Source organism: Clostridium sp. AM29-11AC (genome assembly GCF_003480545.1).
GTDB classification, from domain to species: domain Bacteria; phylum Bacillota; class Clostridia; order Lachnospirales; family Lachnospiraceae; genus Otoolea; species Otoolea saccharolyticum_A.
The window spans coordinates 68,418-93,957 of sequence record NZ_QUJI01000014.1 but is presented as its reverse complement, the minus strand read 5'-3'; the positions used below and the strand labels follow the sequence as shown (position 1 = coordinate 93,957).

Here is a 25,540-nt window from a genome sequence, read left to right as displayed (position 1 = left end):
TATAGCATACAGACCTTGGAGAGGGTCTATAAACACTACTACTATATAATACGAGGAAATGGGAAAGGTAATTGCTGTCTGCACCAGCCAGATCCGCGGCGTGCAGAAGGAAAACCGCACAGAGGGATGGTTTGAGAAGGACTGGGGGATCCGGGATGACGCCCACGCAGGGCACTGGCACAGGCAGGTGAGCCTGCTGAGCGCCGACAAGATCGCGGATTTCAACGCCAGGGGAGCCGGGGTGGCGCCTGGCGCCTTCGGAGAAAATCTGGTGGTGGAGGGAATTGATTTCAGGAGTCTTCCTGTGGGAACCTGGCTTCGCTGCCGGGATGTCCTGCTGGAAATCACCCAGATAGGGAAGGAATGTCACAGCCACTGTGCCATTTACCACAGGGTGGGCGACTGCATTATGCCCAGGGAGGGCGTGTTCGCCAGAGTGCTGCACTCCGGAACCATCGCTGTGGGGGACGTGATGGAAATCGCAGAGAGGGATGTGCCTCTTCCCTTTCAGGCTGCCGTTATCACCCTCTCTGACCGCTCATCCAGGGGAGAGAGGCCGGATCTGAGCGGTCCTGCCATTAAAGACCGCCTCATTGCAGCCGGCTTTGAGGTGGTGGAAACCCTGCTTCTTCCTGACGACAGGGAGAAGCTCAGACAGGAGCTCATACGGCTCTGCGATCAGCGGCGCCCGGATCTGATCCTCACTACAGGGGGAACCGGCTTCGCCCCGCGGGACATTACCCCGGAGGCCACCCTGGATGTGGCCGAAAAAACAGTGCCGGGAATTGCGGAAGCCATACGGGCCGCCAGCATGGCCGTGACAAGACGGGCCATGCTCAGCCGGGCAGTTTCCGTTATCCGCAAAAAAACTCTGATTGTCAACCTGCCCGGCAGCCCCAAGGCCTGTATGGAGAGCATGGATGCCTTTATGGATCAGCTCCCCCACGGCCTCTCCCTCCTGCGGGGAACACCCATGGACTGCGCCGCAGAGCATCAGAAGGGAGAAAATGAGCAAAACAGACCGGAAACGCAGGCAGGAGAAGTCCGGCACACAGAAGCTGCAGATACAGAAACTTCAGAATCAGGAACTGCAGATGCAAAGGAGGAATAAAAAGATGTATTTAAAATCAAAAACAAGTGAGAATCTTCGTCCGGGCAGGAAGAAACGGGGAGCAGCCCTCCTCCTTGCAGGCATGTTCGCCCTGTCTGCCGCCGGGTGCAGCAGCTCACAAAGCTCTTCACAAAAAAGCTCTCAGGAAAGCTCTCAAAAAAGCCCTGAGACAAAAACAGACACGCAAGACAGCGAAGCCCCCCAGACAGCCTCCTCTGAAGCTGCACAGGAAACGGACAGGCAGACCGAGCTCATTGTCTTTGCCGCTGCAAGCCTGACTGAAACCCTGGAAGAGATCGCCGGGAATTACCGGGAAATTGCGCCGGACGTCTCCCTGACCTTCAACTTTGACTCTTCCGGCACGCTGAAAACACAGATCGAGGAGGGAGCTGACTGTGATCTCTTCCTCTCCGCCGGACAAAAGCAGATGGATCAGCTGGATCTTATGGCTGACAGCGGAGAAAATCCGGACGGTCTCGACTTTATCCTCCACGAAAGCCGCATTGACCTGCTGGAAAACAAGGTGGTTCTCGTTGTCCCTGAGGGAAGCGAAACCGATATTGACAGCTTTGACGCTCTGGCCAATCGCCTGAGGGACGGCGATATTCTCCTGGCTATGGGAAACAGCGACGTTCCCGTAGGGCAGTACACCCAAAATATCCTTCAGTGGTACGGCCTTGACGAGGAAGCATTAGCCCAGAAAGGCTGCATCACCTATGGCAGCAATGTCAAGGAGGTTGTCACGCAGGTCAGCGAGGGCAGCGTGGACGCCGGCGTGATCTACTGCACCGACGCCTTCAGTGCGGGACTTTCTCCTGTTGATGAAGCTACTGCCGACATGTGCGGCCAGGTCATCTATCCGGCGGCTGTCACAAAATCCTCCCTCCACCAGGAGGAAGCCATGGATTTTCTGAACTACCTTACCGGCGAGGAGGCCATGGCTGTGTTTGAACGTGTAGGCTTCTCCCCCGCAGAATAGGAGAACTTCCATGGACTGGTATCCGCTTTGGAACTCACTGCGCATTGCAGCCGTCAGCAGTGTGTTCGTCTTTTTTCTGGGAATCGCGGCTGCTTACTGGGCTGCCCGCCTTCCCCGGGTTTTAAAGGGCGTCCTGGACGTGGTCCTCACCCTTCCCCTGGTGCTTCCTCCCACGGTGGTGGGGTACTTTCTGCTCCTCCTGTTTGGAAACAGGCGTCCTTTAGGAATGGCACTGGAGTCTATCGGCGTCCGGTTTGTCATGAACTGGTACGGAGGAATACTGGCCGCCTTCGTGGTGGCCTTCCCCCTCATGTACCGCACGGCCCGGGGAGCTTTTGAATCCTTTGACGAAACCCTCGCCCAGGCCGGCCAGACCCTGGGACTGTCCAATTTCTATATCTTCTGGCGCATCCGGATGCCTGCCTGCAGGCAGGGAATTCTGGCGGGCATTGTGCTGGCCTTTGCGAGAGCCCTGGGAGAATACGGGGCCACCAGTATGCTCATCGGCTACACTCCCGGCAGGACGGCCACCATTTCCACCACCGTCTATCAGCTCTGGCGCACAGGGAAGGACGGGGAGGCCTTTTTGTGGGTGGCCGTCAATCTGGCCATCTCGGCGGCTGTGCTGCTGGCTGTCAACCTGATTGAGCGCAGGCAGAAGGAAGGAGGGGCAAAGAGGAAATGAGCCTGATTGTGGACATAAAAAAAAGACTGGGAGACTTTCTTTTAGAGGTCTCCTTCGAGACGGAGGATAGGGTCACAGGACTTCTGGGCCCGTCCGGCTGCGGCAAAAGCATGACCTTGAAGTGCATTGCCGGGGTGGAAAAGCCGGACAGCGGGCGGATTATCCTGGACGGAGAAACCCTGTTTGATTCCAGGCGCGGCATCTGTCTCTCACCCCAGAAGAGGAGAGTGGGATACCTCTTTCAGAGCTACGCCCTCTTTCCCAATATGACGGCAGCCCAGAATATCCTCTGCGGCATGAGGGCAGGCGCTTCAGAAGCAGAACATTCCGGCGCAGACGCGGAAAGCGGGAAGAGGCAAACCTCTTTTTCTCCCGGCAGGCTGCTGAACAGCCATATTCAGAGAAAAAAAGAAGAGCAGGAGCGGCTTCATAAGCTGTCGCAGCTGTTTCATCTCGAGCCGTGTCTCCACCTGCATCCCCGGTCTCTGTCAGGGGGGCAGGCCCAGAGAACGGCTCTCGCCAGAATCCTGGCCGGCAGGCCAAGGCTTCTTCTGCTGGACGAGCCTTTTTCCGCTCTGGACAGCTATCTGAAGGATCAGCTTCAGCCGGAATTCAAACACCTCCTCAGCTCCCTGGACTGCCGGACTGTCATGGTCACACACAGCCGGGATGAGGCCTACCATCTCTGTTCCCGGCTCTGTGTCATGGACAGCGGCCGGATTTTGAGAAACGGTTCCGTGAAGGAGGTATTTGCAGAACCGGAGTATGAGGCGGCGGCGCGCCTGACCGGGTGCAAAAATATCGTTCCTGCCGTGAAGGAGGGCCCCTTTCTGGTCCGCATTCCATCCTGGAATATCACGCTCCAGACGGAGCGCCCTGTTCCGGACAATCTCTCTTTCGTCGGCCTGAGAGCCCACTCCTTCAGCCCTGACATCTCAAAAAACCAGTTTCCCATCCGCCTCTGCGATGTGGTGGAGGAGCCCTTTGAGTGGATGGTTCTGTTTTTCTATGAAACACAAAAGAGAGACAGCGCCCCCGTCTGGTGGCGTGTGCCAAAAGAAAAAATATCCGGCGACTTTCCATCCAGGCTTGGAATCTCTCCGGCCCAGGTTCTGCTTTTAAAGAGCAGCTGACAAAAAGAGGCTGGCAAAAAAAACAGCTGACAAGAGGCAGCTGACAAAAGGCAGCCGGCAGAAATCAGCAAGGAGGTTTACAGAGATGACAAGAGAATTGATTCAGGCTGCGGGGAAAGAAATCGAAGCCGGCAGACCGGCCTTCCTCGTTTCCATCGCCTCAGCCACAGGCTCCACGCCCAGGGCGGCAGGGGCCATGATGCTGGTGGGAAAGGGCGGGCTCATAGGAGGCACCATCGGCGGAGGTCTGCTGGAGCACCGATGCATAGAGGAGGCACAGGCCGCTCTCTCCGGAAACGGCTGCCCTGCAGGAGAAGCCCCGTTTTTTTCCATGACAGGATTTCTTCGCTCCTTTATCCTGGACAACCGCACAGCCGGAGGGCTGGGGATGGTCTGCGGGGGAAACACGGAGGTTCTCTTCACCCCTCTCCTGACATCCGCCAGGAAAGCCCTAGAGCGGGCGTCATCGCTTCTGGAGCGCGGAGAGCCCTGCGCTCTGCTGCTTCCCCTAGACGGCTCTCCCCTCCTTTCTCTCAGGGAGGGCAGACAGCCTGCAGCCCCCTTACGAAAACCGCAGATATGCTCTGAAAATGGCCGTTCCTTCCTGTCTGTTCCTCTGGCATCTGAAAACCGGGTCTTTCTTCTCGGCGGCGGCCACGTGGCCGCTGAACTTGCGCTTCTTTTAGAGCAGCTGGAGTTTCCCTTCCTGACAGCCGATGACCGACCTGAATTTTCAGGCAGCGGACGCTTTCCGGCGGCAGCGGCAGCTCTTACGGTTCCCTTTTCCCCTGAGGCTTTAAAAAAAGCCTTCTGCGGTCCTCTGGCTCCCAGAAGGGAGGACGCCTTCTGTATTATGACGAGGGGACACGAGGGGGATGCGCAGGCCCTTCGCTTTGCTCTCGGCTCCCCCGCCTCCTATATCGGAGTCATGGGAAGCAGGAGAAAGCGGGAAACTGTATTTTCCCGCCTGGAGGCAGAAGGCTTTTCAGAAGTCAGAAAGAGAGTGACCACCCCTATCGGTCTTGACATAGGCGCCCAGACACCTGCAGAGATCGCAGTTTCTGTGGCCGCCCAGCTAATCGCCTGGAGGGCAGGCAGGCTGTAGCTTTTCCGCCCCGACCCTCCTGCCTCCTTTCTGGCCCCTCCTGTACTCCCTGGGGGCCTGTCCGTAAAAGCGCCTGAACATCATGGAAAAATTGCTGGGACTGTCAAATCCGCAGTCAGCGGCCACCTGCGCAATGCTTTTCTCCGGCTCTGCCAGAAGCATGGCCGCCCCCTGCATAATCCGGTACTTTAACAGATACTGCATCGGCGGCGTCCTGATGCTTCTCTGGAAACAGCGGAGGCATTCCCTCTCTCCTATTCCTGCCGAAGCTGCTATCTCTGACAGCGTCAGCCCGGAGGCATAATGGCTGTGAATAAATCCCAGCATTTTCCTGATTCTGACGCTGTCGTGGCCCGGCTCATACTCGTGCTGTTCCCATCCTATGCCCAGCTCCTGGTACAGAAGGAGACATATCCGTGAAATCTCCTCTCTGACTGTAAACTCAAATCCTGTTTCTGCTTTTTCCAGCCCCTGAAACGCCCGCCAGAAATGCTCTGCCAGCTCCCTGTTTTTCCCGCTTTCCTGACGCCCCTCTCCCCCGGCTTCTCCCATGCAGGCCAGAAATCTCTCCTCCTCTGTCAGAGGAGTAATATATTTTTTGGCGAAAACAGACTCCCAGGTTCCCGCTGCCAAAAGAGGGTGAAACACAATGGAGCGCAGCTCCCCTTCCCCCTCCCCCTCTGCGCTGTGGGGCACGTTTGAGTTAATCACAATACAGCCGCCGGCCTTCAGATGAAACTCTTTTCCTGGCACCAGGACCTTAATTTCCCCGCTCTTCAGGCCGATGATCTCCATCTCCTCATGCCAGTGCCAGGGGACAGGGCTTTGGGCTGATACCGGAAAGGCATATCCCGCGCAGGGAAATTCCGCCGTTCCGTGGGAGGAAAGCTCTCTCTTTCCCTTTTCTCTCCCCTTCCCGGGACCTGCCTCAGAGCTCTTTACTGCGCCGCAGCTTTTTCTTATCCTGCCCGTCATTTTCCTCACCCCGTAAAATCAGTCGTTTTTCTTATAAATTATGTCTGAATTAAAATTGATTTATCTCCTGTATGGCGTTATTCTTTTAAAGTGACGTCAGGGACAGAGCAGGCTTTCACAGGCCATTTTCCTCACCTGCGTCTATTCTTCGAACATACAGGAGGTTTTCTATGTTTCATCTTCTTTTGGCTGTTATCTATCTTTCTTTTATCAGCCTCGGCCTGCCGGATTCCCTTCTCGGCTCCGCCTGGCCGTCCATGTATCCGGAATTTGGCGTTCCGGTGTCCAGCGCCAGCATTATTTTTATGATTATCTCTGCCGGAACCATCGTTTCCAGCCTTTTAAGCGATCGCCTGACCCGCTGTCTGGGCACCGGGAAAGTCACATCATTCAGCGTCGGGCTGACCGCTCTGGCCCTGTTTGGCTTTTCCCTGAGCCACTCCTTCTGGCTGCTCTGCCTGTTCGCTGTGCCCTACGGCCTGGGAGCAGGAAGCGTGGACACGGCTTTAAACAATTACGTTGCCCTTCACTACAAAAGCCGGCACATGAGCTGGCTCCACTGCATGTGGGGAGTGGGCGCGTCTCTCGGCCCCTGTATTATGGGCCTGGCTCTCTCGGACGGCCATCCCTGGAACACGGGATATCTCTGTATCTCCCTGCTCCAGGCTGCCCTCACGGCTGTCCTTCTCGTCAGCCTTCCTCAGTCGGTCATTTTTTGCGGACAGTTCAATACATGCCTGTCTGTTTCGCTCCCTGCTCCTGCGTTTGCTCTCGTTTGATTTCTCCCTCTGTATCTTCTTGGCACAAGCAGGACAATACTTCGATATGCCAGAGCGGGGAACATATTCAACACCGCACACCGTACAATTCTTAGGCTTTAACGCAGTCCACCGCTTTGTCGGTGTGATATGTAATTCACCGACAAAGCCGATGAATTTATAATAAATCTTGATTTCCTGCCGCACCATTCCGTCTGTAAGTTTCTCACGTTCCGAAACAAGTATCTTGTCTATAAGTGCGTTTATGATGGTTGCGTCCAGTTCCTTAATGCCTTGATAGTTGCGGATTAGGGAGAGGAAATCACGGACACCCTGCGTCTTCTCATAGCTGTCGCTGAGCGTTTCCGTTACCTCTTTCAGCCTTGCTTCAATTTCAAGCTGTTCTTTCTGGTATTTTCCCGACATCATCTCAAAATTCCGCTCGGTAATACGCTCCATCACCTTATCTTCATAGAGTGAGGAAAACAGCCTGTCCAGTTCTGCAAGGCGTTTGTTCAGTTTTCTTTGCTCCTTTTCCAGTGCCTTTGCCTTGCTCTGGTCTGTTTCCGTGAGCCGCTTTTCAATCGCCCTCACTGCCTTTTCATCATTGACTGCCATATCCGCAAATCGGTTGATGTCGGTGAGGACAGCGTTGAACAAGTCCCTCGCTTCAATGCTGTGTGCGGTACACATGATATTACCGTATCTGCCATAATTATTGCAGGAATATTGTACGCAGTCGATGATGTCGGGGCGTTTCCTCCTGTTGGCACTCATAGCCCGCATCGCATAGCCGCAGTCCGCACACTTAATAACGCCTGCAAAGATGTTCTCAAAGCCGCCCTTGTTTTCTGGTAATCTGCGGCTTGTAATAAGCTGCTGTACGGTATCAAATTCCTCCTGCGTGACTATCCCCTCATGGGTGTCTGGTATCACTTCCCATTCTTCGGGCAGCTTAGAGGGGCGTTTCTTGCTTTTCATGTTGGCGGCAATCCGCTTGTAGCCTGCAAGGTTTCCCGCATATATCGGGCTTCTTAAAATGCCCCTTACGCTGTTCTCGCTCCAAATATAACGGTTCTCCTCATTCTCCTCAAAATACCTCTCATAGCCTGTTGCCCCCTGCTCCGCCGCATAAGCGGCGGGGCGTAAGATATGCTGTTTGTTGATGTGCTTGCGGATTTTGGCGATTCCGTTGCCCGCTAACGCAAGGTCAAATATTTCCCTTACCACATGGGCAACTTTGTCATCTATCAGCAGATGGTTGTGGTCGGCGGGGTCTTTGACGTAACCGTATGGTGCTGTCGTCCCCATGAATTTCCCCTGCTGAAACCTCGCTCGGTACGCCGATTTTATCTTGACCGACACATCGGCGGAATACATTTCGTTTAGGATGTTGCGGAAAGGCGTGATGTCCATAGCGGATTTATTGAGCGTGTCCACGCCGTCATTGACCGCTATATACCTCACATTATGCTCTGGGAAAAACACTTCCAGATACAGTCCGCAATCAAGATAGTTCCTCCCCAGACGAGATAAATCTTTCGTGATAACGCAGTTTATCAGACCGCTTTCAATGTCCTTAATCATGTTCTGGAAACTTGGTCTTTGGAAATTTGTACCAGAGTAACCGTCGTCCACATACGTTTTTGCTAAGTGCCATCCCTGCTTTTTCACATAATCCGTGAGGATGGATTTCTGTGTCGCAATGCTCGCACTCTCGTTATCCGTGCCATCGTCTTTTGACAAGCGGCAGTACATGCCGACTTCATAAATCTTGTTCTCCATTCTTATTCCTGCCATACTGTAAAACCTCCATATCTGTCCTATCTGTTTTCATGTTCCATTGCGTACATTCTAAGCGGACAGCCCCTCATTGTCGAAGGTGTCGCCCTCGGCAATCTTCTTCCGAATATCCTCGGAAATAATCGGGATAAACGCTTCTGTGACTGTCTGCGTGCCGACATATTCACGGCTGATTATCATCTGAACTGGTGCTTTCGGCACGATACGCTTTCTCTTTTTATCTGCTTTCTTATCCTCGCCCATACTTAAATCTTCCTTTCCAGACAGGGCAGGAGAACGTCTGGAAACGCCCCGCCCTGTCAATCAGATACCATCAATCCCCGCTGTTTACTTCTTTCTGTAATGCTTCAAGGAGTGCTGCTGCTTCATCAGCGTTCAACGTGATACCCTTTCCGCACTTCTCACGGTTCGGGGAAAAGCTGCGGATGTCATATTTCGGCTCTCTTCCGTTCCATGAGATAAGATTGATTTCTTTTGTGTAGCCGCTGTCGCCCTTAGACAATACGGCGATTTCCTTTACAATCTCATACTGGATTTCTTTCATTCTTCATACCTCAATTTTCTGCATTTACCTCCCGAAAAGAGAAGATTAGCGGCTGTCCCTGCCCCGTTTCCTCTGCAATTCACGCTCCAAAAGTTTAATGATGGTTTCCTCCATCTGCTTCGGCGTTGTGTTCTTCGGAAAATACTTTTTCAGCTTGCTTGTGTTGATTTTCAAGGTTTCTTTCTGGTTTCCCTTTTCCTCCGTCATAATTGCAAATATCGTATCCATGTCAAGCCGCCCGCTCTGGCTTAGGCTTTTCATCCGCTGTGCCTGTGAGAGTGAGGGCGTTGCTTCTTCGCTCTCCATCGTGGCAAAGAGGTTTTCCTGCTCGTCTTTCTTCAAAAAGGACAGTTCCACCGCAGGCGTGAGGGCGATTTTCCCCTCGTCCACCATCCGCAAAATCGGCGGTATCAGTTCCGTCAAACGGATAAATCTTTGTACGGTCATCCTGCCTACGCCGAAGCCCTGTGCCACCTTGTCGTCCGTCCGCAACTTCGTCACAACTTGTGACGAGGTTAAGTCTGTGCGGAAACCCTGCCGCTTCATGGCTTCGGATTTCATCTTGTAGGCAAACGCCCGCTCTGATGGCAGGATATTCTCACGCTGTAAATTACTGTCTACAAGGGTGATGATGGCTCGGTCACGGTCTAAGGGCAGGACAAACGCAGGCACGGTATTTATCCCTGCAAGTTCAGACGCACGGACACGCCGCTGCCCTGCAATCACTTCATAGCCGTTCCCGTCCTCTTTCGGGCGTGTGATTATCGGCGTGACAATGCCAAATTCCTTGATGCTTTCCGCTAATTCTGACAGCGTTTCATCCTCTGCCACATGAAACGGATTGTCGGGAAACGGGTACAAGTCTTTGGTCTTTAACACCTTAAAATCCTGTTTCTTCATTCACATATCTACCTTTCTTTCGCTCTGCTTTTATGGTTTTTCTGCAATTCTTCCAACACTTCGGGCGGTATCTTTGAGAGCAGCCGCCCCATCTGCTCGTTGGTTCTCTGCAACTCAAATATCTTCTGGTTCGCTTTCTGCACCTTTAGTTCCTGCTCATACTTTTCATCACGCATACGCCCCGCATAGTCTGATTCCTGCCCGATTTGCTCCTTTAGGCTATTGATATAGGCACTCTGCTTACTGATTTCCTTTGAGAATTTCTCCACGTCTGGGAGCCATGCCGCAATCAGTTCCAGAGCCTTGTCACGCTTCTTCCCTGCATTAAAGGCGTTGATGTCGGACAGTGCAGACACAATTTCCTCATACTGTTTATCAAGCCTGCCGCCCAACTTATAGAGCCATGTGGGGACATGTTTCCGCTTCGTTTCCATTGAGGACTGACCTCTTTCAAGCTGATTCCACCGTGAGGACATCCGCTCATGGTAGGCGGTCTGCCATTCGGACAGGCTCTTTTGATTGCCTAAAATTGTTTTGGCAGACAGCTTATTGTCTGGTGTAATCGGCACAAAACAGAGGTGCATATGCGGCGTTCTCTCGTCCATGTGGACGACTGCGGAGAGGATATTTTTCTCCCCGACACGCTCTGAAATGAAATCCAGAGCCATCGTAAAATACGCTTTCTGTTCTTTGGGCGGCAGGCTGTTCATAAATTCTGGCGAAGCCGTGATAAGCGTTTCCACCATCATCACGCTATCTTTCCTCGTCCTGCACCCTGCTTCGGCTACCATGCGGTTAATCTCTTTCTTGTAGGTGTACCTCGGCGGATTCACAAGATGGTAGTTATCTTTCGAGCGTTCCATATCTATATCTGGATTGCTTTTATAGGCTTCTTTTTTACGCTCGTTGTGGCGTTCGCAAGCCGCAACGCCGCCCGCTTTGCGTTTCTGGAAACGCAGGATTGCATAGGGCATAATTCATCATCTTCCTTTCTTCGGCGGGTAAACTGCCCTTTGGGTGACAGCGGTGACGGCGGTGACAGCAGTTTTGGGATACCCCCTACCGACTGCCTCAACTGTCACCCTTATTCCCTGCATGACGGTCATGTCGATGATGACGGTGTTTTTGGAATACCCCCTCGCAAGAGCCGTCACCGTCATGCTGCCATTCTTTTATCCGAAGCGTGGAGCGTAGGATAAGCAGGGCGTAAGACCTGCCATAAGGGAGTCCAGAGGGAACGTCTGGCACACGACTTTGCAGGGCAAAGTGTAGTGTGTTACACCCTGTAAACGCAGTCGGAAAAATCGGAAGGATTTTTCTGACCGCAGGGGTGGTTTTACACGCCGAAAAGGGCGGGTAAATCCTACGCCTGCACTTTGCGTTTACGGGGTGTTCTCCCGCAGGGATGACAGCGGCAGGGTATCCTAAAATCACTGTCACCGCCGTCACCGCTGTCACCCGCAGGGCAGAGTCGCCAGCTTTACACGGCTTTAAGCGTCAATGACAGTAACAGGGGGTATCCCAATATCGCTGTCACCACCGTCACCGCTGTCACCCGCCCGCTTTGCAAGCGAAATCTGCCTGCCGTGTTTTTTGCGGCTGTACTGATAAACGATATGGTTCTCATTTAAAAATGTGGTGCGGTATTCATTGAGCCATTTCGTAATCACCGTGGGTATGGTTTCCGTTTCCCTCATAGCGGCTAACAGCTCCGTTGCCGTGCCTGCCCATTCTTCCTTATCCCTCATAAAATCCACCAACCGAAAAAGGACGTCTGGTATCGTTTCTTTCGCAAGCTGCTCCTGCGTTTTTCTCTCCACAAGTTCCCAACTGCAATCACGGAAACGCAGCGTGTATTCCTGATAGGGCGTGTCCCTGCCCGTCACATACAGCTTGGCGGTGTCGGATGCCCGTTTCTCCTTTTCCAGAACAAAGGTAGCGTCCGCACTCCCCGTTAAGCCTGTCGTCCCAGACACCTTGTTGAACACATCGCTGTCATTCTGCTTTCGGATGTGGTGTACGACAATGACCGCCAATGAATGCCTGTCGGCAAAGTCTTTGATTAGTGAGATGTCCCCATAGTCGCTTGCGTAGGCATTGTCTTTTGAAGCTGTACGGACTTTCTGCAAAGTGTCAATGACAATAAGCCTGCTGTTTGGGTAATCTTTCAGATAATCTTCAAGCTGCACGATAAGACCGTCTGACAGCTTGCAGCTTGCCACGGCAAAGTGAAGCCGCCTGCTCGCTTCGTTCGTCAATCGGAACAGCCTGTCCTGTATACGGCAGAACGTGTCCTCAAGGCAGAGGTAAAGCACGTCGCCCTCCATTGTCGGCATATCCCACAAGGGAAGTCCCTGCGACACGCATAAACATAGCTTCAGCATGAGCCAGCTCTTTCCTATCTTCTGTGAGCCGCAGAACAGCGACAAGCCTGTGGGGATAAGGCTGTCCACCACAAAGGACGGCTTCTCAAGCGGTTCATAAAGGAGCGTTTCGGCGTTGACTGTCTGTAACTTCTGCATGGCTTTCCTCCTTTCGGGCGGTGTTTTTGTTTTCGTTGCACATAGGCGTTGACCTCCTTAAAAATAGATTTACTCCCACGAAGAAAAAGTGAGAGTATGTAATGCCGCCAATCCCACACAAATAAAAAACAGATTTCTTTTTCGGGCGGTGTCGGTCACGGTTGGAGATACTTCCTCATTTCCGCCTTTACTTTCTCCTTTGCAATCGCAACAGATTTCTGTATTGCCGAAGCGGTGCAATGCTCCATAGCGGCGATTTGGTAAAAATTGAACTCATACTCGTAGTAGAGCAGGAAACGCCGCCTTTGTATCTCTGGCAGTCCGTCAACCGCCTTACAGAGCAGTTCTGCCCGTTCTGCCTCAATCATTTGTTCCTCTATGCTCTTAGGCAGCTTCAACGCCCGCCTGTTCAGCGTTTCGTCCCATACTTCCGAAAACTCCCTGTGCCGCTCGTCCCATTGGAGGAGATTCCTGTTCCTGCGTTCCATCTGCCGAAACTCCATAAAGAACTGTTCCGACACTTCCAACTCGTGGGATTTGCCCTGCCCGTCCTTAAAGCTGATAAAATACCTTGTGCCGCTTTCCGTGGATTCCTCCCGAAGCGTGTACGCCTTAACTCTGTATGCCATCCCGCTTGCCTCCTGCAAAAAATAAGTGAGGGGATTTCCATCCCTCACCCAGTAGCCCGCAGGACGGCAGGCTGTTTTAGACGCTATAAAATTTTCGTAGCTTCTTCCGCAGATGGTCTAACCTCGCATAGATGGCACCAGTCGTCAAATGCACGAGCGGGGCAATCTCCTTTGTGGAATACCCCTGCATTTTCAGCAGGACGATTTTCAAGGTACGCCCGTCCACCGCGACTAATACTTGATAGAGATTTTCGCTCTCAATCTCGTCCAGTAACTCCGCAACCGTACCCACTTCCGTCTGCCGCTCCCTGTCTGCCATGTCCTCAAGGTATTCCGCAATGTCATTCGTCCATCGGTAAAACCGCCTGTTGGAATTGAAGTCTGCCCTGTCCGCAATGCGTATCTGCTCAATGGTCGCTTCATCAACGCCGCACTCACGCAGCAGCTTTTCCTCCGCTTCTTTCCAGATACGCCATTTCCTGTCCTCCCGTCCGTGGTTATATGCCATGCTTCTTTTCCTCCAATCAGAATTGATTGAGAGGGCAGAGAAAAACCCCCTCATTTTCCCAAAGGAAAAAACAAGGAGGCTGAACGCCTTAAATTTTAATTTTCTATTATCTTTCTTAGTTTTCTTAGGATTCTGGCTTTGCGTTTGTTCACAACGCTCTGGGTTATGCCGAACCTCGCCCCGACTTCACGCTCAGAAAGTCCGTCAAAAAAGATTGCCTGTATCAATTCCTGTTCACTATCCGACAGCAAAGGCAGGGCGGCTTTCAGCCTGTCCACCATAACCGCATTGACAACGGTTTCCGCAATGTCTGCCGCTTCATCAGCGATAAAGTCTAAAGGCTTCCCCTCGCTGTCCGTAAATCCATCCAGAGAAAGCAGGCTGTTCTTCGTATCTAATTTTTTCAGATAACGCCACCGTTCCTTATCTCGGTAGAAGTCCGTGTATTGCTCCCTCACGACTTCAAGCAGACAGCCTTGAATGGGGATAAACAGCTTGTCCATATAGGTCTGGTCGGATTCCCTGCGGCGGCAGAAATCCGTATAGGACAGTTCCACATATCTGCCGCTTTCCTTGATATATACCTTTCTCGGTGCGTATTTCACTGTAAGTACCTCCCATCTGAATTTTTGAAATGTTCAAAATCCAGATGGAGAGGTGGCGAACGACACCTAACACCACTAATAGCCCTATGGCACTTTCCAACAAAAATCGACAAAAGAAAAACCGCAAAGGCTCTATGACCTTTACGGTTATGGGAAATATTAATTCTGTTGTATGGAGATTGTACTTCTACATTCAAGGCAGGAAGTGCCGTTGCATAGGCAGAAATTTTTTTAACTGGTTTCCTGCCGTTCTCTGATATGCTATGTATTGATAAATTTTGCTTCGTATGAGCAGATAGATAACTGCCCGAAAAAAGGACATAAAAAAATCCCTCCAAATTTAAAAACAAATTCAGAGGGTAATTTAGGGTATAACAAAATAACCCACCCGAATATCGTTTTTTTTATTTGGTGAGTTTGTTCTTTCAAATACGAAACAAAAAGAGCCGATGATTCGTGAATTGTTCCACAATTTCATCGGCTCTGCGTCTTAAGCGTCTGGCTCTTTGATGACAGTTATCTTCAAGTTGTCAACTTTAATCAATCTTTCTTGTCTGCATTTTGGACAATAAAGGGGATAATTCTCCAAAACAGTGTCCTTCCTAATTTTATTACGGGTTTTGTTCCCACAAACAGGACACAATATCCATTCGCATTTCATCATAATTAGTCTCTAATCCTTTCAAATCTCATTTTATATGACTTTTGCAAGCTGTTAAGCTAACTTGTGGAACATATGCCGAACCTTATCTATACGGCTATTCGGGCGGCGGGGTTGGCAAATAAATTTACCAATAGCTGGCTGGTATCCTTTTAACTCTGTCAAGCAGACTCCCTGCCCATTTGTGAAATAAGTTAAATCGTTCCTGTATTCTTGAATACATCTAGCAGGGATTTCTCCTTTCAGAATGACCTCGTCATTCTTTATCTGAGTACTTACAATATCTGCACAATACCTTGGAGCATCATGATACGCCCGTGAGAGATATTCCTGCGGTGCATAAATTTCAAAGTGGAGATATGGCTCTAATAGTTCTGTCCCTGCTTTTTTTAAAGCCTGCTCCAATACGATAGGGGAAAGCAGCCGAAAGTCTGCGGGGGTACTTACAGGACTATAATACAATCCATATTCAAAACAGATTTTACAGTCTGTCACTTTCCATCCATACAGCCCCTGCTCGCAGCCATAAAGAACCCCCTCCATAACCGCATTTTGGAACGATTGATTTAAATATCCAAGTGAAACTCTGCTTTCATACTGCACTCCGCTTCCAATAGGGAGCGGCTCTATGGACAACCCGACAGAAGCCCAGAAAGGATTTGGCGGGACTTCTATGTGGATGGTATATTCTGCTTTTCTAAGCGGTCTTTCCATATATATAACAGTAGGCTCTTTTATTTCTGCCTCCACATGATATTTTTCCTCAAGGATGGCACAAATGACTTCCATCTGCACTTTCCCCAAAAAAGAAAGTATAATCTCATGCGTTGTAGTATCCACATAATATTTTAAAAGAGGGTCGCCATCTGAAATTTCTGTAAGTGCCCCAAGCAATATTTCCCGCTGTTCAGATTTCTTTACTGCAATCGTTGTTTGGAGCATAGGGAGAGGATTTTCAATAAATTTTCTCTGCGGCAACAGTATTCCGTTCCCCAAAATACTGTTTAGCTGCAAAACATCATTTGGTAAAATTACAATATCACCAGAGCAGGCTGTATCGGATGAATATAATTCACCGTTTGTCGGAACACACATCTCTGTGATTTTTATTTTCTCTTTTTCAGATATTCTAATAACATCCCTCAAATGCAATGTTCCGCTATATATACGCACATAAACAAAACGCCGCCTTTTCTCTGAATATTCAATCTTAAAAACCTGCCCGCATAGTTCAGATTGACCTTCAGGCGTTGATGAATAAAATTTACTGGCAATCACTTCTATAAGCTGCCGAATCCCCAGATTGTTTTTAGCGCTTCCGTGATAAACGGGAAATAACGTTCCGTTTTGGAATCTCCTGTTTTCTTCCTGTTCCAGTTCTGACATTTTAAACGGTTTCCCTGACATATATTTCTCTAATAGTTCATCGTTTCCCATAATTACCGCATCCCACTGTTCCATATCGTCATTGTCCGTTACATTTATATGGGGATGCTGCCCAACCTTTTGCTTCACTATAATTTCCGAAGAAAGCTTTGCTTTCATTTCTCGATATACCATTGGCAAATCAATCCCCTCTTGGTCAATTTTATTGATGAAAAAAATTGTCGGAATCTTCATTGTCTGTAGTGCATGAAACAGTATACGGGTCTGTGCCTGTATGCCATCCTTTGCAGAAACTAATAATACTGCTCCGTCTAATACGGATAAAGAACGGTATACTTCCGCCAAAAAATCCATATGGCCTGGCGTATCTATAATGTTGACTTTTACATCCTCCCACTGAAAAGATGTCACTGCTGTCTGGATAGTGATTCCCCTTTGACGCTCCAAATTCATTGTATCTGTCCTTGTTGTGCCTTCATCTACGCTCCCTAGTTCTGCAATTGCACCACTGGTATACAATAAACTTTCCGTTAATGTTGTCTTTCCTGCGTCAACGTGAGCCAGAATGCCTAAGTTAATTATTTTCATGTGATTTTCCTCCTATCAACACCCAAAAAAGGGCATAAAAATACCCAGTGATAAATACTCCTATCACTGGGTAAATAACTCCAATAGCCCCAAAACACTTATATGTTTTCGGGCATATAAAATTACATGATAAAAGTATTCTTAAACTGGGTACAAAAAACTAAGCCCCATATTAAAAGTGAAACGAGACTGCTACTTTTTGTTCCCACTATCAAATTGACAGTTTATTTAAGAATACCTTGCCGCATATTTATTAACTCCTTGTATAATACTGAATCTAATTATATTCCTTAACCCTTTATTTGTCAAGCTGACAAACTAAAGCAGAAAAAGCGGCAGGATTTCCCCCTGCCACTAATCATCTGTTTATGCAAAAATAATTTCCTTTTCCACAATCTCCCTCGCACAAGCCCTTATGTTATTGAGGCATCCTGTCCATTCTAAGGCGTTTTCTGCCTTTAGCTGTTCCGTTATGCCCTGTGCCTGTTTCATACCCTCTATGAGCCTTTCAAAGCGTTCCTGTGCCTGTCTGTTGATGTCGGCAAGGTAGGCGTTTAGCCTGCCGCTTGTAAGAAGATTGGTGTATGTAACTTTACGGTACTGTTTTAGATAATCTAAATGCCGTTGCCCCCAGATGCCTATTGCCTGTTCTTCTTCGGCGGGTACAGTTAAGCACGGTATCAAATAATCCCCTTGCCTTTCGTATTTGCCGCCCAGTTCCTCAAATAATGATTTTGCCATTGTCTGTTACCTCCACATTCTTTTTTATTTTGAATGTCCGCAAAATCCGTCCTACATCTGTGGGGCAAAAAGCAGACTGCAGCGGATAACGATGCCTCTCAGGGGCAGCCGCTCTCTTTCCGGGAGGTGATCCGCATTCCGGGAGCCAGGGAAATTATGGTTACCTTTTTCTGTTACTGTGCCCTGGAGCAGACTGCAGGGCTGTGGGGAAGCAGCTTTCTCGTCCTTCACCGTGGCGTGTCCCCGGAGGATGCCGCCCGCTTTGCCAGCCTCTTTTTCCTGGGTATCACTGCCGGCAGAGCTGCCGGCGGTTTTCTCACCATGCTTCTCAGTGACACGAACCTGGTGCGCCTGGGACAGGGCATCATTCTGGTGGGAATTCTGGCCCTTTTCCTTCCCGCAGGCGGCTTCTTCTCCATGGCAGGCCTTCTGCTTATCGGCCTTGGCTGCGCCCCTGTCTATCCGAGTATCATTCACTCAACGCCGGAACGGTTCGGGGCAGAAAACTCCCAGGCAGTCATCGGCATACAGATGGCCAGCGCCTATGTAGGAAACTGCCTGATGCCGCCGCTGTTCGGCCTCATTGCGGAGCACCTGGATATCGGGCTGTTTATCCCCTATCTTCTCCTCATCCTGGCCGCCATGTTCCTCATGCATGAAAAAACAGTCCGCAAATGCCGTATGGCCTGCATGGAGCGCATCTGTGTCAGCCAGTAATCCGAAACTCCCTCTCATCCTCCTGAAGCGGCACCTCCGCCTGGGTCATACTGTCGATGGCCACAAAGGTACCGGCACGCAGCCTGGAGATCATCGTCTTTATGGTCTCCTCCTCTCCCTGCACCTCCATCTCCACGCGGCCGTCCCAGAGATTCTGCACCCAGCCCGTAAGTCCCAGGCCCCTGGCTGCATACAGGGCACGGTAGCGAAACCCTACCCCCTGGACGCAGCCTGCAAAAAAGATATGTTTCCTCACCTTCATCCGTCTTTCCTTCCTTTCTCCAGAACCGGCTCAAAGCCCGCATCCTTAAGCGTGTCCACACAGGACTTCAGGATGCGGGCAGTCATTCCCCAGATTACAAAGTCCCCGTACTGGTAAAACATGACCTCATAGCTTCCCTCTCTCCACCTGTAATGTTCTCCGTCCGGGATCAGCTCAAAGGGAAAATCCTTCCCCGGGACTGTGACAATACGGGCCGTATGGCAGTCCGGCTCATGCTCAAAAAACCACCGGAGGGGAATGAGCCTCACCGACTCCACCTCCTCCTCTGAGAAGGTTCCCCGGTAACCGCTAAGCTCTGCAAGATAGGGGTAGATCGTCATCCCTGCCGGATTGACCAGATAGTCGCAGTCCATCCAGATCTCTGCCTGCCCCTCCTCTATGAGCAGCTCCTCGGAGATTTCCCGGAGGGCGGCACGGCGGGGATTCTCCCCCGCCTCCATTCTGCCTCCGGGAAAGCATACTTCCCCGGGCTGTGTTTTCAGACTTCTGGCCCTCACCTCGAACAGAACCTGAAGCTCGCTGTCTGCCTGCACAAGAGGAATGATGACTGCCGAGATCTTCTGCTTCTCATATCCGATTGGACGGGCGATCCGCTCTCTCAGACGGTCAGAAGGGAGGTTCCCCCACTGCCGTGAGCCGGCCCTGTGTGCCCTATCTGCCATCTTCTTTCCTCCCGGTCTGGTTCAGGAAGCGCTCGACGGCCTGATTAAATTCCAGGCTGTTTTCTGAGGCGATAAAGTGGGTGCCCTCTACCAGACACAGACGGCTGGCCGGTATCAGGCTGTGAATCTTCTTTGTGTGTCCTGTCTTAATCATATCGCGGGTTCCCGCAATCACAAGAGTCGGCACATTCAGCTGCTTCAGATAAGCCCCTGAAATATGTGGCTCCTTTATCATCAGCTCCAGAAGCTCCTTCTTCCTCCTTGCCCTCTCTAACAGGTATTTCTGATCCGCGGTAAGCTTCCCCCGCTTTTCCCTGCATGTTCCCCTCTTTACCCGCCACATGGTCTTCAGATAAGAGACGGCGATAGATTTTCTGATTCCCATCTTCATGCCCGACGGATTTAAGTTGGCACCGTTCAGTATCAGCTTTTTCACGTATCCAGGGTACAGGATCGTAAAGATCAGGGCGATATTTCCTCCGTCACTGAATCCCAGCAGAATAATATCCCTTAACTGCATCCTGTCCAGAAACTTCTTCAGATCCCCGGCAAACTGCTTCAGCGTAAACGGCGCCGTTCCCCTCTCAGATTTGCCGTGTCCTCTGGTGTCAACGGCAATCACCCGGTAGTTTTTGGAAAAATATTCTACCTGATTCTTGAAGTAGGAGCTGTCCTCCCCGTTTCCATGCAGGAGAACCATGGGCTCTCCGTTTCCTGTCTCCTCATAGTAAAGCTTCATTTTTCATCATCCTTCTTTCTTTTCCTTTAGCTCTGTTTTGCATACATATATTCCAGTCATTTTTCTGTCCCCGCATATTCCTCCACCAGATCCTCAATGATCAGAAGTCCGATGGGGCCCAGCAGGACTCCCAGAATCCCAAAAAGTTTCAGTCCCACATAGATGGCAGCCAGCGTTTCCAGGGGGGAAAGCCCCATGCCGTCTCCCATCAGCCGCGCTTCCAGAAACTCCCTCACAAGGCAGCAGACGAGGAACAGTCCTGCCAGAACAATCCCTTCATACCACTGCTTCTGAACAAGCAGAATCAGGCTCCACGGAACCAGCACCGCCCCGGTCCCAAAAAGAGGGAGGGCATCCAGGATGCCGATTCCAAGCCCCAGCAGAATACAGTAGGGATTTCTGATCATCACAAGCCCCAGAATACAGAGGCAGGAGGTGATGAACATAATAATAAGCTGTGTCCTCAGCCATGTATTTCCCGTCATCACCAGCCGCCGGCTGAACAGGGCAAACTCCCTGCTGAACATGGACTGGCGGCGCCTTCTCCTCAGCTCATCCATTTCCTGGAGGGAGAGGACAGAAGCAATGAAAAACACAGCCACCGCAACCATCACCTCCACACAGAAGGTAAAGGCTGCCACAGAATTCACCACCAGAGTGGACATCGTCATCTTTTTTAAGGCCGAAGCCGCCTGGAGGAGCATTTCCCTGGCCGCCTGCACAAGCACTCCGTCCCTCAGACGGCAGAATGCCTCCACCTGGCGGCACATCGAGGTCAGCCAGTGATCAAAGCTGTCAATCCATGCAGGAATCTGATTGGCGATCTGGTTGGCCTCCTCAAACAGGCGGCGGCCTCCGTAAAAGAGGGCGGCACCGAGGAGCGCCGTAAGGATCACAAGCTCGATACCTCCGATCATCCCGATGGGAACGCTAAACCTTCTCCCGAAGAGGCGAAACTGCAGACGTCTCTCGAGCCAGGCGGCCGTAGGGCGCAGAATCAATGCGGTCAGATAGGCAGCCGCAAAGGGCAGAAACAGCGGAAGAAAATATTTAAAGCTCACATACACGCCGGCTGTCACGGCAATGACCACGAGAGCCTTTCTCTGTTTTCTCGATAATTCGGGCATCAGCTCACCTGCTTTCAGATTCTGTATCTGCAGATCAGCATCAGCCCGTTTTCTATAAAAATACGTGTCCTGTTAAAGACGTGCCCTCTTAAAATAAGTGCCTTCTTATCAGTCCTGTCCTGAAACTGAAACGAGCCGACGCCAATCTTCTCTTTGATGTTATTATGGCTGATAACCGTGTGATTATATTGTGGTCTTCTTCCTGCTGTTCCACCTTTTTCCGCTCTGGCTCACTGCCTTTTTTTGTAAAAACGCCCCCCAGTACATATTCTCGTCGGGACTGTCTATAATAGTTCCTGTACAAAAGAAGTACAAATCATAAACGGACGATCCATGGTAAGTTCTCCTGAAGTACTAAAGAATACCTTACAAAAGATGCGGGTCTGCTTCCTTTGCCCTGCAAAGGAGCAGGCCTGTTTCTGTTTCATCGAACTTCATCTACCATCCCTTTTCACGAAATCCCGTCTCATCTGCCTTCACAGGATGCTCACAGATATCCATATGATCAATGCGGATCATGGATGCACTCATAAGGCTCTGAATCAGCCTCTCAATATCAGACTCCCTTCCCTGTACCTCCATCTCCACACGGCCGTCGGAAAGATTCTGCACCCATCCCGTCAGATGATAGTCTATGGCCGCCTGGACAGCCCGGTATCGGAAGCCGACTCCCTGGACGCGGCCCGAAAAATAAATATGCCTTCTGACCTTCTCATGCCCCTCTCTGTTTTCTGTCTTCTTCCTTCCAAACAATGAACACATAGCCGCTCCCCTTTCTGACCTGTCTGCACGCTCCCAAACGCAGAGCCTTATCCTCTCTCCTTCACAAAATTCCGAAACGCCCCCGACGCCGGCTTTATGGAAAATGTCATCTTCTTCCCGGAAGACGGATGGGGGAAAGAGAGGCTCACCGCTGCGAGAGCAAGAGGCCCCCTGGAAGCGGGCGTCCGGAAGCTCTCACTTCCTTTCTCTTCTCCCTCCTCCACAGGAAGGGTGCCTCCAAACTGGGGATTGTACCTGGCATCTCCCCATATGGGCAGGCCGTGACCTGCAAGCTGGACACGGATCTGATGATGGCGCCCTGTTTTCAGCTGTATTTCCAGAAGCGTCAGGTTTTTCTCCTCTGCCCTGCTAAGGACCCTATACGACAATTCCGCCCTCTTTCCCTCTTTTTTCGACTTATCCACGATCACAGAATAATTCTCTTCCCGGTTCATATACAGGTTGTCCACAAAGTTACCCACATTATCCACAGGTTTTCCACAAACTACTGCATGATAAATTTTTGTCACTCTGTGGGCCTGAAGCTCCCTGCTCAGAAAGGCTGCGGCGGATCTGGTTTTTGCGTAGAGCATCACCCCGGACACAGGCTTGTCCAGTCTGTGGATAACTCCCACATAGGGCGCCGCTGCCGGTGTGGACAGAGATGTGGACGGTTTTGTGGATAACTCCCTTCTCTGCTCCCTCTCCCTCTTTTTCTGACTTCTTACCAGATAATTCCGAATCTCACTGACCATATCCGGTTCAAATTTCCGGATGGCCTGGGATTCCAGCCCTGCTGGCTTTTCTGCCACAAGAATTTCACTGTCCTCATAAATGATTTTTACCATATGTTCTGTCACTCTCACCTTTTGCTCTTTTGTCTTTCTCTCTTACCCTTAATAAGGTCTGCCCTTCAGCCAGGCATCCATCATGGCGCGGACGGAGCGCCCCATCTCCTCCCTGAAGTCTCCCTGCCATTTCAGCTCTGTAAACTTCTTGGCCCATGTGTCAAAATCTTTCCCGCTTTTCTTCTGCCTTTCCTCCAGCATAGCCCTGAATTTCTCAGGACTCTTTTCCCGGTAGCGGTTCTCACACACCATGTCCTCCCACTGGAAATGGGAAAACTTCTCCCTTGCAAGCTGCTTTTCGGTGGGATAGCCAAACACCAGAAGCCCGGTGGGGACCACGTAATCCGGCAGCCCGAAAAGCTCCCTGGTCTCCTCATAATGCTCTATCACGTGTCCGATATAGCAGGATCCGATCCCCAGCGCCCACGCCGCTGTCACTGCATTCTGCATGGCAATGTAGGAATCTTCCCAGGCCAACATCATGTCTCCCAGCCCCGGTGTGCGGGAATCAGGCGCATAGATATGAAAAAAATCATTCCACTTCTTAAAATCAGCGGCAAACAGAAGCACCATGGGCGCCTCCCCGATAAAGACCTGGCCGTGGCACAGGCTGGCCGTGCGGTTTTTAAGCTCCTGATCCGTAATCTCTATGATCGTGTAAAGGGACATGTTGGCGGGGGACGGCGCTTCCAGGGCCGCCCGCAGGATGGCGGCCCGATCCGGTTCGGAAACAGGCCGTTTTTCAAACAGGCGGACGGATTTTCTGGAATAAATGTTTTCAAGGGCTGTATTGTCTTTGGATCTCTGATCCATATGCTCTCTCCTTTCCTGTCTCTGGCAGTCTGTGCCTTAAACACCGCGAACGATTGTGCAGACAGCCAGACATTCCCATCTGCAGCGGCATCACAAAACAGTTATCCTTATTTTACTATATCTGAAATTTTTTTGAAAGTAGGCTTGCATATTAACAGAAAAAAGCGTATAGTATAGGAAAACAATATATATAGTTTTAAAAACTACTTGTTGAATTTTGTATTACTTTGTCGGACTGTGTCCGGCAAATTTCAAGTCAGGAGGTATGCTTATGAATATACATGTAAAAGATCCGGGAAGCGCTCTCACCCATTTTATCGCCATGCTGGGCGCCGCAGCTGCGGCGGCTCCCCTTCTCATGAAGGCCGCAGCCGAACCTGGCCAAAACGGCCTTCAGGTGGCGGCTCTGGCGGTTTTTATTGTGAGCATGATCCTGCTCTACGGGGCCAGCACCATTTACCACACTCTCGATATCTCCGAGAAGGTCAACCGCCGGCTCAGAAAGCTGGATCATATGATGATCTTTATCCTGATTGCCGGAACCTATACGCCGGTCTGCCTGATTGTGCTGGGCAACCGGGCCGGATTCCTTCTGCTGGCGCTGGTCTGGGGAATCGCGGCAGTGGGAATTCTCATTAACGCCCTCTGGATCAGCTGCCCGAAATGGTTTTCCTCTCTGATCTATATTTCCATGGGCTGGGTCTGCATTACCGCAATCCGTGAGATTTTAAATGCCCTGCCTCCCGCCGCCTTCGGCTGGCTTCTGGCAGGCGGCATTATCTATACCATCGGCGGAATCATCTACGCGCTGAAACTGCCGATTTTTAACTCCCGCCACAAAAATTTCGGCTCTCACGAAATTTTCCATCTCTTTGTCATGGGCGGGAGCCTCTGCCATTATGTGATGATGTACGCGTTCGTCGCTTAACACAAACAGACGACCGGGATTTTGGTGAAATCTGTGACTGTTTAAATTCTGTGACAGGAAAGACAGGGAAGGCGGAAAGGCCATTTTGTGGCTTTTCCGCCTTCCCTGCAATAAGGTGATGGGATAAGGTGAAAGAAAATTACAGAATCCTTCTGAGCCTTAGAAAGTCTCAGGCACCTTCCTGTCAGTTATCTGCTCCCGTTTTCAGATGCACATCCATGCTGCCGGAGCGGAATCCTTCCAGGTCAAGCGTTACATAGGTAAATCCCAGTTCTTTAAGCCTTTTTACAATCTGCTCCCGCTTCCTGACCGTTTCCAAAAGCTGTTCTTCGTCCACCTCTATTCTGGCTGTATCTGCGTGAATTCTCAGGCGGATATTTCCTTTTTTTCCTCCCTGATCCAGGAGAGATCTCAGATATTCCTCTCCCTCCTCAATCCGCTTTAAAAGCTCATAGCTCACCTCTGCGCCGTAGGGAAGCCTGGTGGCCATACAGGGGGTGGAAGGGCGGGAGGCTGCGGAGATCCCAAGCCGGGCCGCAAGCTCCTTCACCTCCTGCTTGGTCATCCCGCACAGAGCAAGGGGACTTACAATTCCAAGCTCCCTAAGAGCCCGGATGCCGGGCCGGTACACGTGAAGATCGTCCTCATTAGTTCCGTCCAGAATCGTGCTGCAGCCCTTTTCTTCGGCAAATTTTTTTAAGTCAGAAAACAGGCGGCGCTTGCACAGATAGCAGCGATCCACCGGATTGCGGCGAAGCTCCTCCTGCTCCAGCTCGTCCACTGTCAGCACCACATGGGACGCGTTCAGCTCTCTGGCCACTCTCCTGGCATTTTCCATATCGCAGGCAGGGTGAAGCATGGTGTCGAAGGTAACTGCCCAGACTGTAGTGTGATATTTTGCCGCGCTGTCGCAGGCCAGCTTCAGCAGAAGGCTGCTGTCCACCCCGCCGGAAAAAGCGAGGCAGACATCCTCTCTTCCATATCGATCCATGAGCTCTGAAAGCTCCCTCTCTTTCTTCTGATCCAAC

At 50.9% G+C, this 25,540-nt stretch carries 28 protein-coding genes and 2 pseudogenes; 8 read left to right on the top strand and 22 right to left on the bottom strand.

Going from position 1 to position 25,540, the window contains the following annotated elements; genetic code table 11:
* Nucleotides 1-58: 58 nt before the first annotated feature.
* The 5 genes from DW757_RS11325 to DW757_RS11305 all read left to right on the top strand — a co-directional run bounded on the left by DW757_RS11325 (nt 59) and on the right by DW757_RS11305 (nt 5,013).
* The gene (locus tag DW757_RS11325; RefSeq protein WP_008398921.1) at nt 59-1,111 is read left to right on the top strand and encodes an MOSC domain-containing protein; all 1,053 of its coding nucleotides are present in this window, start codon (nt 59-61) and stop codon (nt 1,109-1,111) included.
* 4 nt (nt 1,112-1,115) lie between these two features.
* Nucleotides 1,116-2,090, top strand: coding sequence for a molybdate ABC transporter substrate-binding protein (modA, locus tag DW757_RS11320; protein ID WP_118751744.1), 975 nt, complete (start codon nt 1,116-1,118; stop codon nt 2,088-2,090).
* 10 nt (nt 2,091-2,100) lie between these two features.
* Nucleotides 2,101-2,775 (top strand): molybdate ABC transporter permease subunit, encoded by a 675-nt coding sequence (gene modB, locus DW757_RS11315; protein ID WP_118751743.1) that lies wholly within the window; start codon nt 2,101-2,103, stop codon nt 2,773-2,775.
* A complete protein-coding gene (locus DW757_RS11310; RefSeq protein ID WP_118751742.1) occupies nt 2,772-3,908 on the top strand; it encodes an ATP-binding cassette domain-containing protein in 1,137 nt (378 codons plus the stop codon). The genes modB and DW757_RS11310 overlap by 4 nt, the downstream gene beginning before the upstream one ends.
* 85 nt (nt 3,909-3,993) lie before the next feature.
* On the top strand, nt 3,994-5,013 hold the full coding sequence (locus DW757_RS11305; RefSeq protein ID WP_118751741.1) for an XdhC/CoxI family protein: 1,020 nt from the start codon (nt 3,994-3,996) through the stop codon (nt 5,011-5,013).
* Here the strand turns inward: DW757_RS11305 and DW757_RS11300 are convergent.
* Nucleotides 4,984-5,988 carry an AraC family transcriptional regulator gene (locus DW757_RS11300; protein WP_118751740.1) on the bottom strand — a complete coding sequence of 335 codons (1,005 nt, stop codon included), beginning with the start codon at nt 5,986-5,988 and terminating at the stop codon, nt 4,984-4,986. The two genes, DW757_RS11305 and DW757_RS11300, sit on opposite strands and share 30 nt — an antisense overlap.
* A 170-nt stretch (nt 5,989-6,158) precedes the next feature.
* On the opposite strand from DW757_RS11300, the pseudogene DW757_RS11295 reads away from it, so the two are divergent.
* Nucleotides 6,159-6,689 (top strand): annotated as a pseudogene (locus tag DW757_RS11295) (MFS transporter); the annotation flags it as partial.
* Here DW757_RS11295 and DW757_RS11290 read toward each other — a convergent pair.
* The 13 genes and pseudogenes from DW757_RS11290 to DW757_RS11215 all read right to left on the bottom strand — a co-directional run bounded on the left by DW757_RS11290 (nt 6,689) and on the right by DW757_RS11215 (nt 17,633).
* A pseudogene (locus tag DW757_RS11290) lies at nt 6,689-8,546 on the bottom strand (recombinase family protein). The pseudogenes DW757_RS11295 and DW757_RS11290 overlap by 1 nt on opposite strands.
* Before the next feature lie 54 nt (nt 8,547-8,600).
* Complete coding sequence (locus tag DW757_RS11285; protein ID WP_002596259.1) at nt 8,601-8,792, bottom strand: hypothetical protein; 192 nt, start codon at nt 8,790-8,792, stop codon at nt 8,601-8,603.
* Nucleotides 8,793-8,862: 70 nt separating this feature from the next.
* Nucleotides 8,863-9,093 carry a PC4/YdbC family ssDNA-binding protein gene (locus tag DW757_RS11280; protein WP_002596258.1) on the bottom strand — a complete coding sequence of 77 codons (231 nt, stop codon included), beginning with the start codon at nt 9,091-9,093 and terminating at the stop codon, nt 8,863-8,865.
* 45 nt (nt 9,094-9,138) lie between these two features.
* Complete coding sequence (locus tag DW757_RS11275) at nt 9,139-9,993, bottom strand: ParB/RepB/Spo0J family partition protein (RefSeq protein WP_002596257.1); 855 nt, start codon at nt 9,991-9,993, stop codon at nt 9,139-9,141.
* Between the two features lie 8 nt (nt 9,994-10,001).
* Nucleotides 10,002-10,967 carry a MobV family relaxase gene (gene mobV, locus DW757_RS11270; RefSeq protein WP_002596256.1) on the bottom strand — a complete coding sequence of 322 codons (966 nt, stop codon included), beginning with the start codon at nt 10,965-10,967 and terminating at the stop codon, nt 10,002-10,004.
* Between the two features lie 6 nt (nt 10,968-10,973).
* Complete coding sequence (locus DW757_RS11265; protein ID WP_004613323.1) at nt 10,974-11,153, bottom strand: hypothetical protein; 180 nt, start codon at nt 11,151-11,153, stop codon at nt 10,974-10,976.
* Nucleotides 11,154-11,483: 330 nt separating this feature from the next.
* Nucleotides 11,484-12,515 (bottom strand): AAA family ATPase, encoded by a 1,032-nt coding sequence (locus DW757_RS11255; RefSeq protein WP_002596255.1) that lies wholly within the window; start codon nt 12,513-12,515, stop codon nt 11,484-11,486.
* 155 nt (nt 12,516-12,670) lie between these two features.
* The gene (locus DW757_RS11250) at nt 12,671-13,144 is read right to left on the bottom strand and encodes a sigma-70 family RNA polymerase sigma factor (RefSeq protein WP_002596254.1); all 474 of its coding nucleotides are present in this window, start codon (nt 13,142-13,144) and stop codon (nt 12,671-12,673) included.
* Nucleotides 13,145-13,220: 76 nt separating this feature from the next.
* A complete protein-coding gene (locus tag DW757_RS11245) occupies nt 13,221-13,652 on the bottom strand; it encodes a sigma-70 family RNA polymerase sigma factor (RefSeq protein WP_002596253.1) in 432 nt (143 codons plus the stop codon).
* Between the two features lie 95 nt (nt 13,653-13,747).
* Nucleotides 13,748-14,257 carry a sigma-70 family RNA polymerase sigma factor gene (locus tag DW757_RS11240; RefSeq protein WP_002596252.1) on the bottom strand — a complete coding sequence of 170 codons (510 nt, stop codon included), beginning with the start codon at nt 14,255-14,257 and terminating at the stop codon, nt 13,748-13,750.
* A gap of 490 nt (nt 14,258-14,747) precedes the next feature.
* A complete protein-coding gene (locus DW757_RS11225; RefSeq protein ID WP_008724758.1) occupies nt 14,748-14,921 on the bottom strand; it encodes a cysteine-rich KTR domain-containing protein in 174 nt (57 codons plus the stop codon).
* Between the two features lie 51 nt (nt 14,922-14,972).
* A complete protein-coding gene (tet(O), locus tag DW757_RS11220; RefSeq protein WP_002596250.1) occupies nt 14,973-16,892 on the bottom strand; it encodes a tetracycline resistance ribosomal protection protein Tet(O) in 1,920 nt (639 codons plus the stop codon).
* Nucleotides 16,893-17,258: 366 nt separating this feature from the next.
* Nucleotides 17,259-17,633, bottom strand: a complete 375-nt coding sequence (locus DW757_RS11215; RefSeq protein WP_001129922.1) for a TnpV protein — start codon at nt 17,631-17,633, stop codon at nt 17,259-17,261.
* Between the two features lie 156 nt (nt 17,634-17,789).
* Here DW757_RS11215 and DW757_RS11205 point away from each other — a divergent pair, with 156 nt between their 5' ends.
* On the top strand, nt 17,790-18,350 hold the full coding sequence (locus DW757_RS11205) for an MFS transporter (protein WP_243033620.1): 561 nt from the start codon (nt 17,790-17,792) through the stop codon (nt 18,348-18,350).
* On the opposite strand, the gene DW757_RS11200 is transcribed toward DW757_RS11205, so the two are convergent.
* The 7 genes from DW757_RS11200 to DW757_RS11170 all read right to left on the bottom strand — a co-directional run bounded on the left by DW757_RS11200 (nt 18,340) and on the right by DW757_RS11170 (nt 23,584).
* Nucleotides 18,340-18,612: an acylphosphatase gene (locus tag DW757_RS11200; RefSeq protein ID WP_015573439.1), complete on the bottom strand. Its 273-nt coding sequence runs from the start codon at nt 18,610-18,612 to the stop codon at nt 18,340-18,342. The two genes, DW757_RS11205 and DW757_RS11200, sit on opposite strands and share 11 nt — an antisense overlap.
* A complete protein-coding gene (locus tag DW757_RS11195) occupies nt 18,609-19,295 on the bottom strand; it encodes a CoA pyrophosphatase (RefSeq protein ID WP_118751739.1) in 687 nt (228 codons plus the stop codon). The genes DW757_RS11200 and DW757_RS11195 overlap by 4 nt, the downstream gene beginning before the upstream one ends.
* Nucleotides 19,285-20,034: an alpha/beta hydrolase gene (locus DW757_RS11190; protein ID WP_021965547.1), complete on the bottom strand. Its 750-nt coding sequence runs from the start codon at nt 20,032-20,034 to the stop codon at nt 19,285-19,287. The genes DW757_RS11195 and DW757_RS11190 overlap by 11 nt, the downstream gene beginning before the upstream one ends.
* Before the next feature lie 56 nt (nt 20,035-20,090).
* Nucleotides 20,091-21,161, bottom strand: a complete 1,071-nt coding sequence (locus tag DW757_RS11185; RefSeq protein ID WP_008398931.1) for an AI-2E family transporter — start codon at nt 21,159-21,161, stop codon at nt 20,091-20,093.
* A gap of 438 nt (nt 21,162-21,599) precedes the next feature.
* Nucleotides 21,600-21,923: an acylphosphatase gene (locus DW757_RS11180; protein WP_008398933.1), complete on the bottom strand. Its 324-nt coding sequence runs from the start codon at nt 21,921-21,923 to the stop codon at nt 21,600-21,602.
* A 47-nt stretch (nt 21,924-21,970) separates the two neighbouring features.
* The gene (locus tag DW757_RS11175) at nt 21,971-22,771 is read right to left on the bottom strand and encodes an RluA family pseudouridine synthase (protein ID WP_118751750.1); all 801 of its coding nucleotides are present in this window, start codon (nt 22,769-22,771) and stop codon (nt 21,971-21,973) included.
* Nucleotides 22,772-22,819: 48 nt separating this feature from the next.
* The gene (locus DW757_RS11170) at nt 22,820-23,584 is read right to left on the bottom strand and encodes a nitroreductase family protein (RefSeq protein ID WP_118751738.1); all 765 of its coding nucleotides are present in this window, start codon (nt 23,582-23,584) and stop codon (nt 22,820-22,822) included.
* Between the two features lie 265 nt (nt 23,585-23,849).
* Between DW757_RS11170 and DW757_RS11165 the strand changes: the two genes are divergently transcribed.
* On the top strand, nt 23,850-24,512 hold the full coding sequence (locus DW757_RS11165; RefSeq protein ID WP_015544274.1) for a hemolysin III family protein: 663 nt from the start codon (nt 23,850-23,852) through the stop codon (nt 24,510-24,512).
* Nucleotides 24,513-24,696: 184 nt separating this feature from the next.
* Here DW757_RS11165 and larE read toward each other — a convergent pair whose 3' ends face one another.
* Nucleotides 24,697-25,539 carry an ATP-dependent sacrificial sulfur transferase LarE gene (gene larE, locus DW757_RS11160; protein ID WP_008398937.1) on the bottom strand — a complete coding sequence of 281 codons (843 nt, stop codon included), beginning with the start codon at nt 25,537-25,539 and terminating at the stop codon, nt 24,697-24,699.
* Nucleotide 25,540 lies beyond the last annotated feature (1 nt).

What these genes read in the sequence shown, in the direction of transcription:
- DW757_RS11180 (WP_008398933.1), bottom strand. Translation starts at nt 21,923, where the DNA reads ATGTGTTCATTGTTTGGAAGGAAGAAGACAGAAAACAGAGAGGGGCAT.
- DW757_RS11250 (WP_002596254.1), bottom strand. Translation starts at nt 13,144, where the DNA reads ATGGCATACAGAGTTAAGGCGTACACGCTTCGGGAGGAATCCACGGAA.
- mobV (WP_002596256.1), bottom strand. Translation starts at nt 10,967, where the DNA reads ATGCCCTATGCAATCCTGCGTTTCCAGAAACGCAAAGCGGGCGGCGTT.
- DW757_RS11245 (WP_002596253.1), bottom strand. Translation starts at nt 13,652, where the DNA reads ATGGCATATAACCACGGACGGGAGGACAGGAAATGGCGTATCTGGAAA.
- DW757_RS11165 (WP_015544274.1), top strand. Translation starts at nt 23,850, where the DNA reads ATGCTTATGAATATACATGTAAAAGATCCGGGAAGCGCTCTCACCCAT.
- DW757_RS11215 (WP_001129922.1), bottom strand. Translation starts at nt 17,633, where the DNA reads ATGGCAAAATCATTATTTGAGGAACTGGGCGGCAAATACGAAAGGCAA.
- DW757_RS11255 (WP_002596255.1), bottom strand. Translation starts at nt 12,515, where the DNA reads ATGCAGAAGTTACAGACAGTCAACGCCGAAACGCTCCTTTATGAACCG.
- DW757_RS11265 (WP_004613323.1), bottom strand. Translation starts at nt 11,153, where the DNA reads ATGACGGTGACGGCTCTTGCGAGGGGGTATTCCAAAAACACCGTCATC.
- modA (WP_118751744.1), top strand. Translation starts at nt 1,116, where the DNA reads ATGTATTTAAAATCAAAAACAAGTGAGAATCTTCGTCCGGGCAGGAAG.
- DW757_RS11310 (WP_118751742.1), top strand. Translation starts at nt 2,772, where the DNA reads ATGAGCCTGATTGTGGACATAAAAAAAAGACTGGGAGACTTTCTTTTA.
- DW757_RS11205 (WP_243033620.1), top strand. Translation starts at nt 17,790, where the DNA reads ATGGTTACCTTTTTCTGTTACTGTGCCCTGGAGCAGACTGCAGGGCTG.
- DW757_RS11280 (WP_002596258.1), bottom strand. Translation starts at nt 9,093, where the DNA reads ATGAAAGAAATCCAGTATGAGATTGTAAAGGAAATCGCCGTATTGTCT.
- DW757_RS11195 (WP_118751739.1), bottom strand. Translation starts at nt 19,295, where the DNA reads ATGGCAGATAGGGCACACAGGGCCGGCTCACGGCAGTGGGGGAACCTC.
- DW757_RS11285 (WP_002596259.1), bottom strand. Translation starts at nt 8,792, where the DNA reads ATGGGCGAGGATAAGAAAGCAGATAAAAAGAGAAAGCGTATCGTGCCG.
- DW757_RS11300 (WP_118751740.1), bottom strand. Translation starts at nt 5,988, where the DNA reads ATGACGGGCAGGATAAGAAAAAGCTGCGGCGCAGTAAAGAGCTCTGAG.
- DW757_RS11175 (WP_118751750.1), bottom strand. Translation starts at nt 22,771, where the DNA reads ATGGTAAAAATCATTTATGAGGACAGTGAAATTCTTGTGGCAGAAAAG.
- DW757_RS11325 (WP_008398921.1), top strand. Translation starts at nt 59, where the DNA reads ATGGGAAAGGTAATTGCTGTCTGCACCAGCCAGATCCGCGGCGTGCAG.
- DW757_RS11200 (WP_015573439.1), bottom strand. Translation starts at nt 18,612, where the DNA reads ATGAAGGTGAGGAAACATATCTTTTTTGCAGGCTGCGTCCAGGGGGTA.
- DW757_RS11225 (WP_008724758.1), bottom strand. Translation starts at nt 14,921, where the DNA reads ATGATGAAATGCGAATGGATATTGTGTCCTGTTTGTGGGAACAAAACC.
- DW757_RS11190 (WP_021965547.1), bottom strand. Translation starts at nt 20,034, where the DNA reads ATGAAGCTTTACTATGAGGAGACAGGAAACGGAGAGCCCATGGTTCTC.
- DW757_RS11185 (WP_008398931.1), bottom strand. Translation starts at nt 21,161, where the DNA reads ATGCCCGAATTATCGAGAAAACAGAGAAAGGCTCTCGTGGTCATTGCC.
- DW757_RS11305 (WP_118751741.1), top strand. Translation starts at nt 3,994, where the DNA reads ATGACAAGAGAATTGATTCAGGCTGCGGGGAAAGAAATCGAAGCCGGC.
- DW757_RS11170 (WP_118751738.1), bottom strand. Translation starts at nt 23,584, where the DNA reads ATGGATCAGAGATCCAAAGACAATACAGCCCTTGAAAACATTTATTCC.
- DW757_RS11275 (WP_002596257.1), bottom strand. Translation starts at nt 9,993, where the DNA reads ATGAAGAAACAGGATTTTAAGGTGTTAAAGACCAAAGACTTGTACCCG.
- modB (WP_118751743.1), top strand. Translation starts at nt 2,101, where the DNA reads ATGGACTGGTATCCGCTTTGGAACTCACTGCGCATTGCAGCCGTCAGC.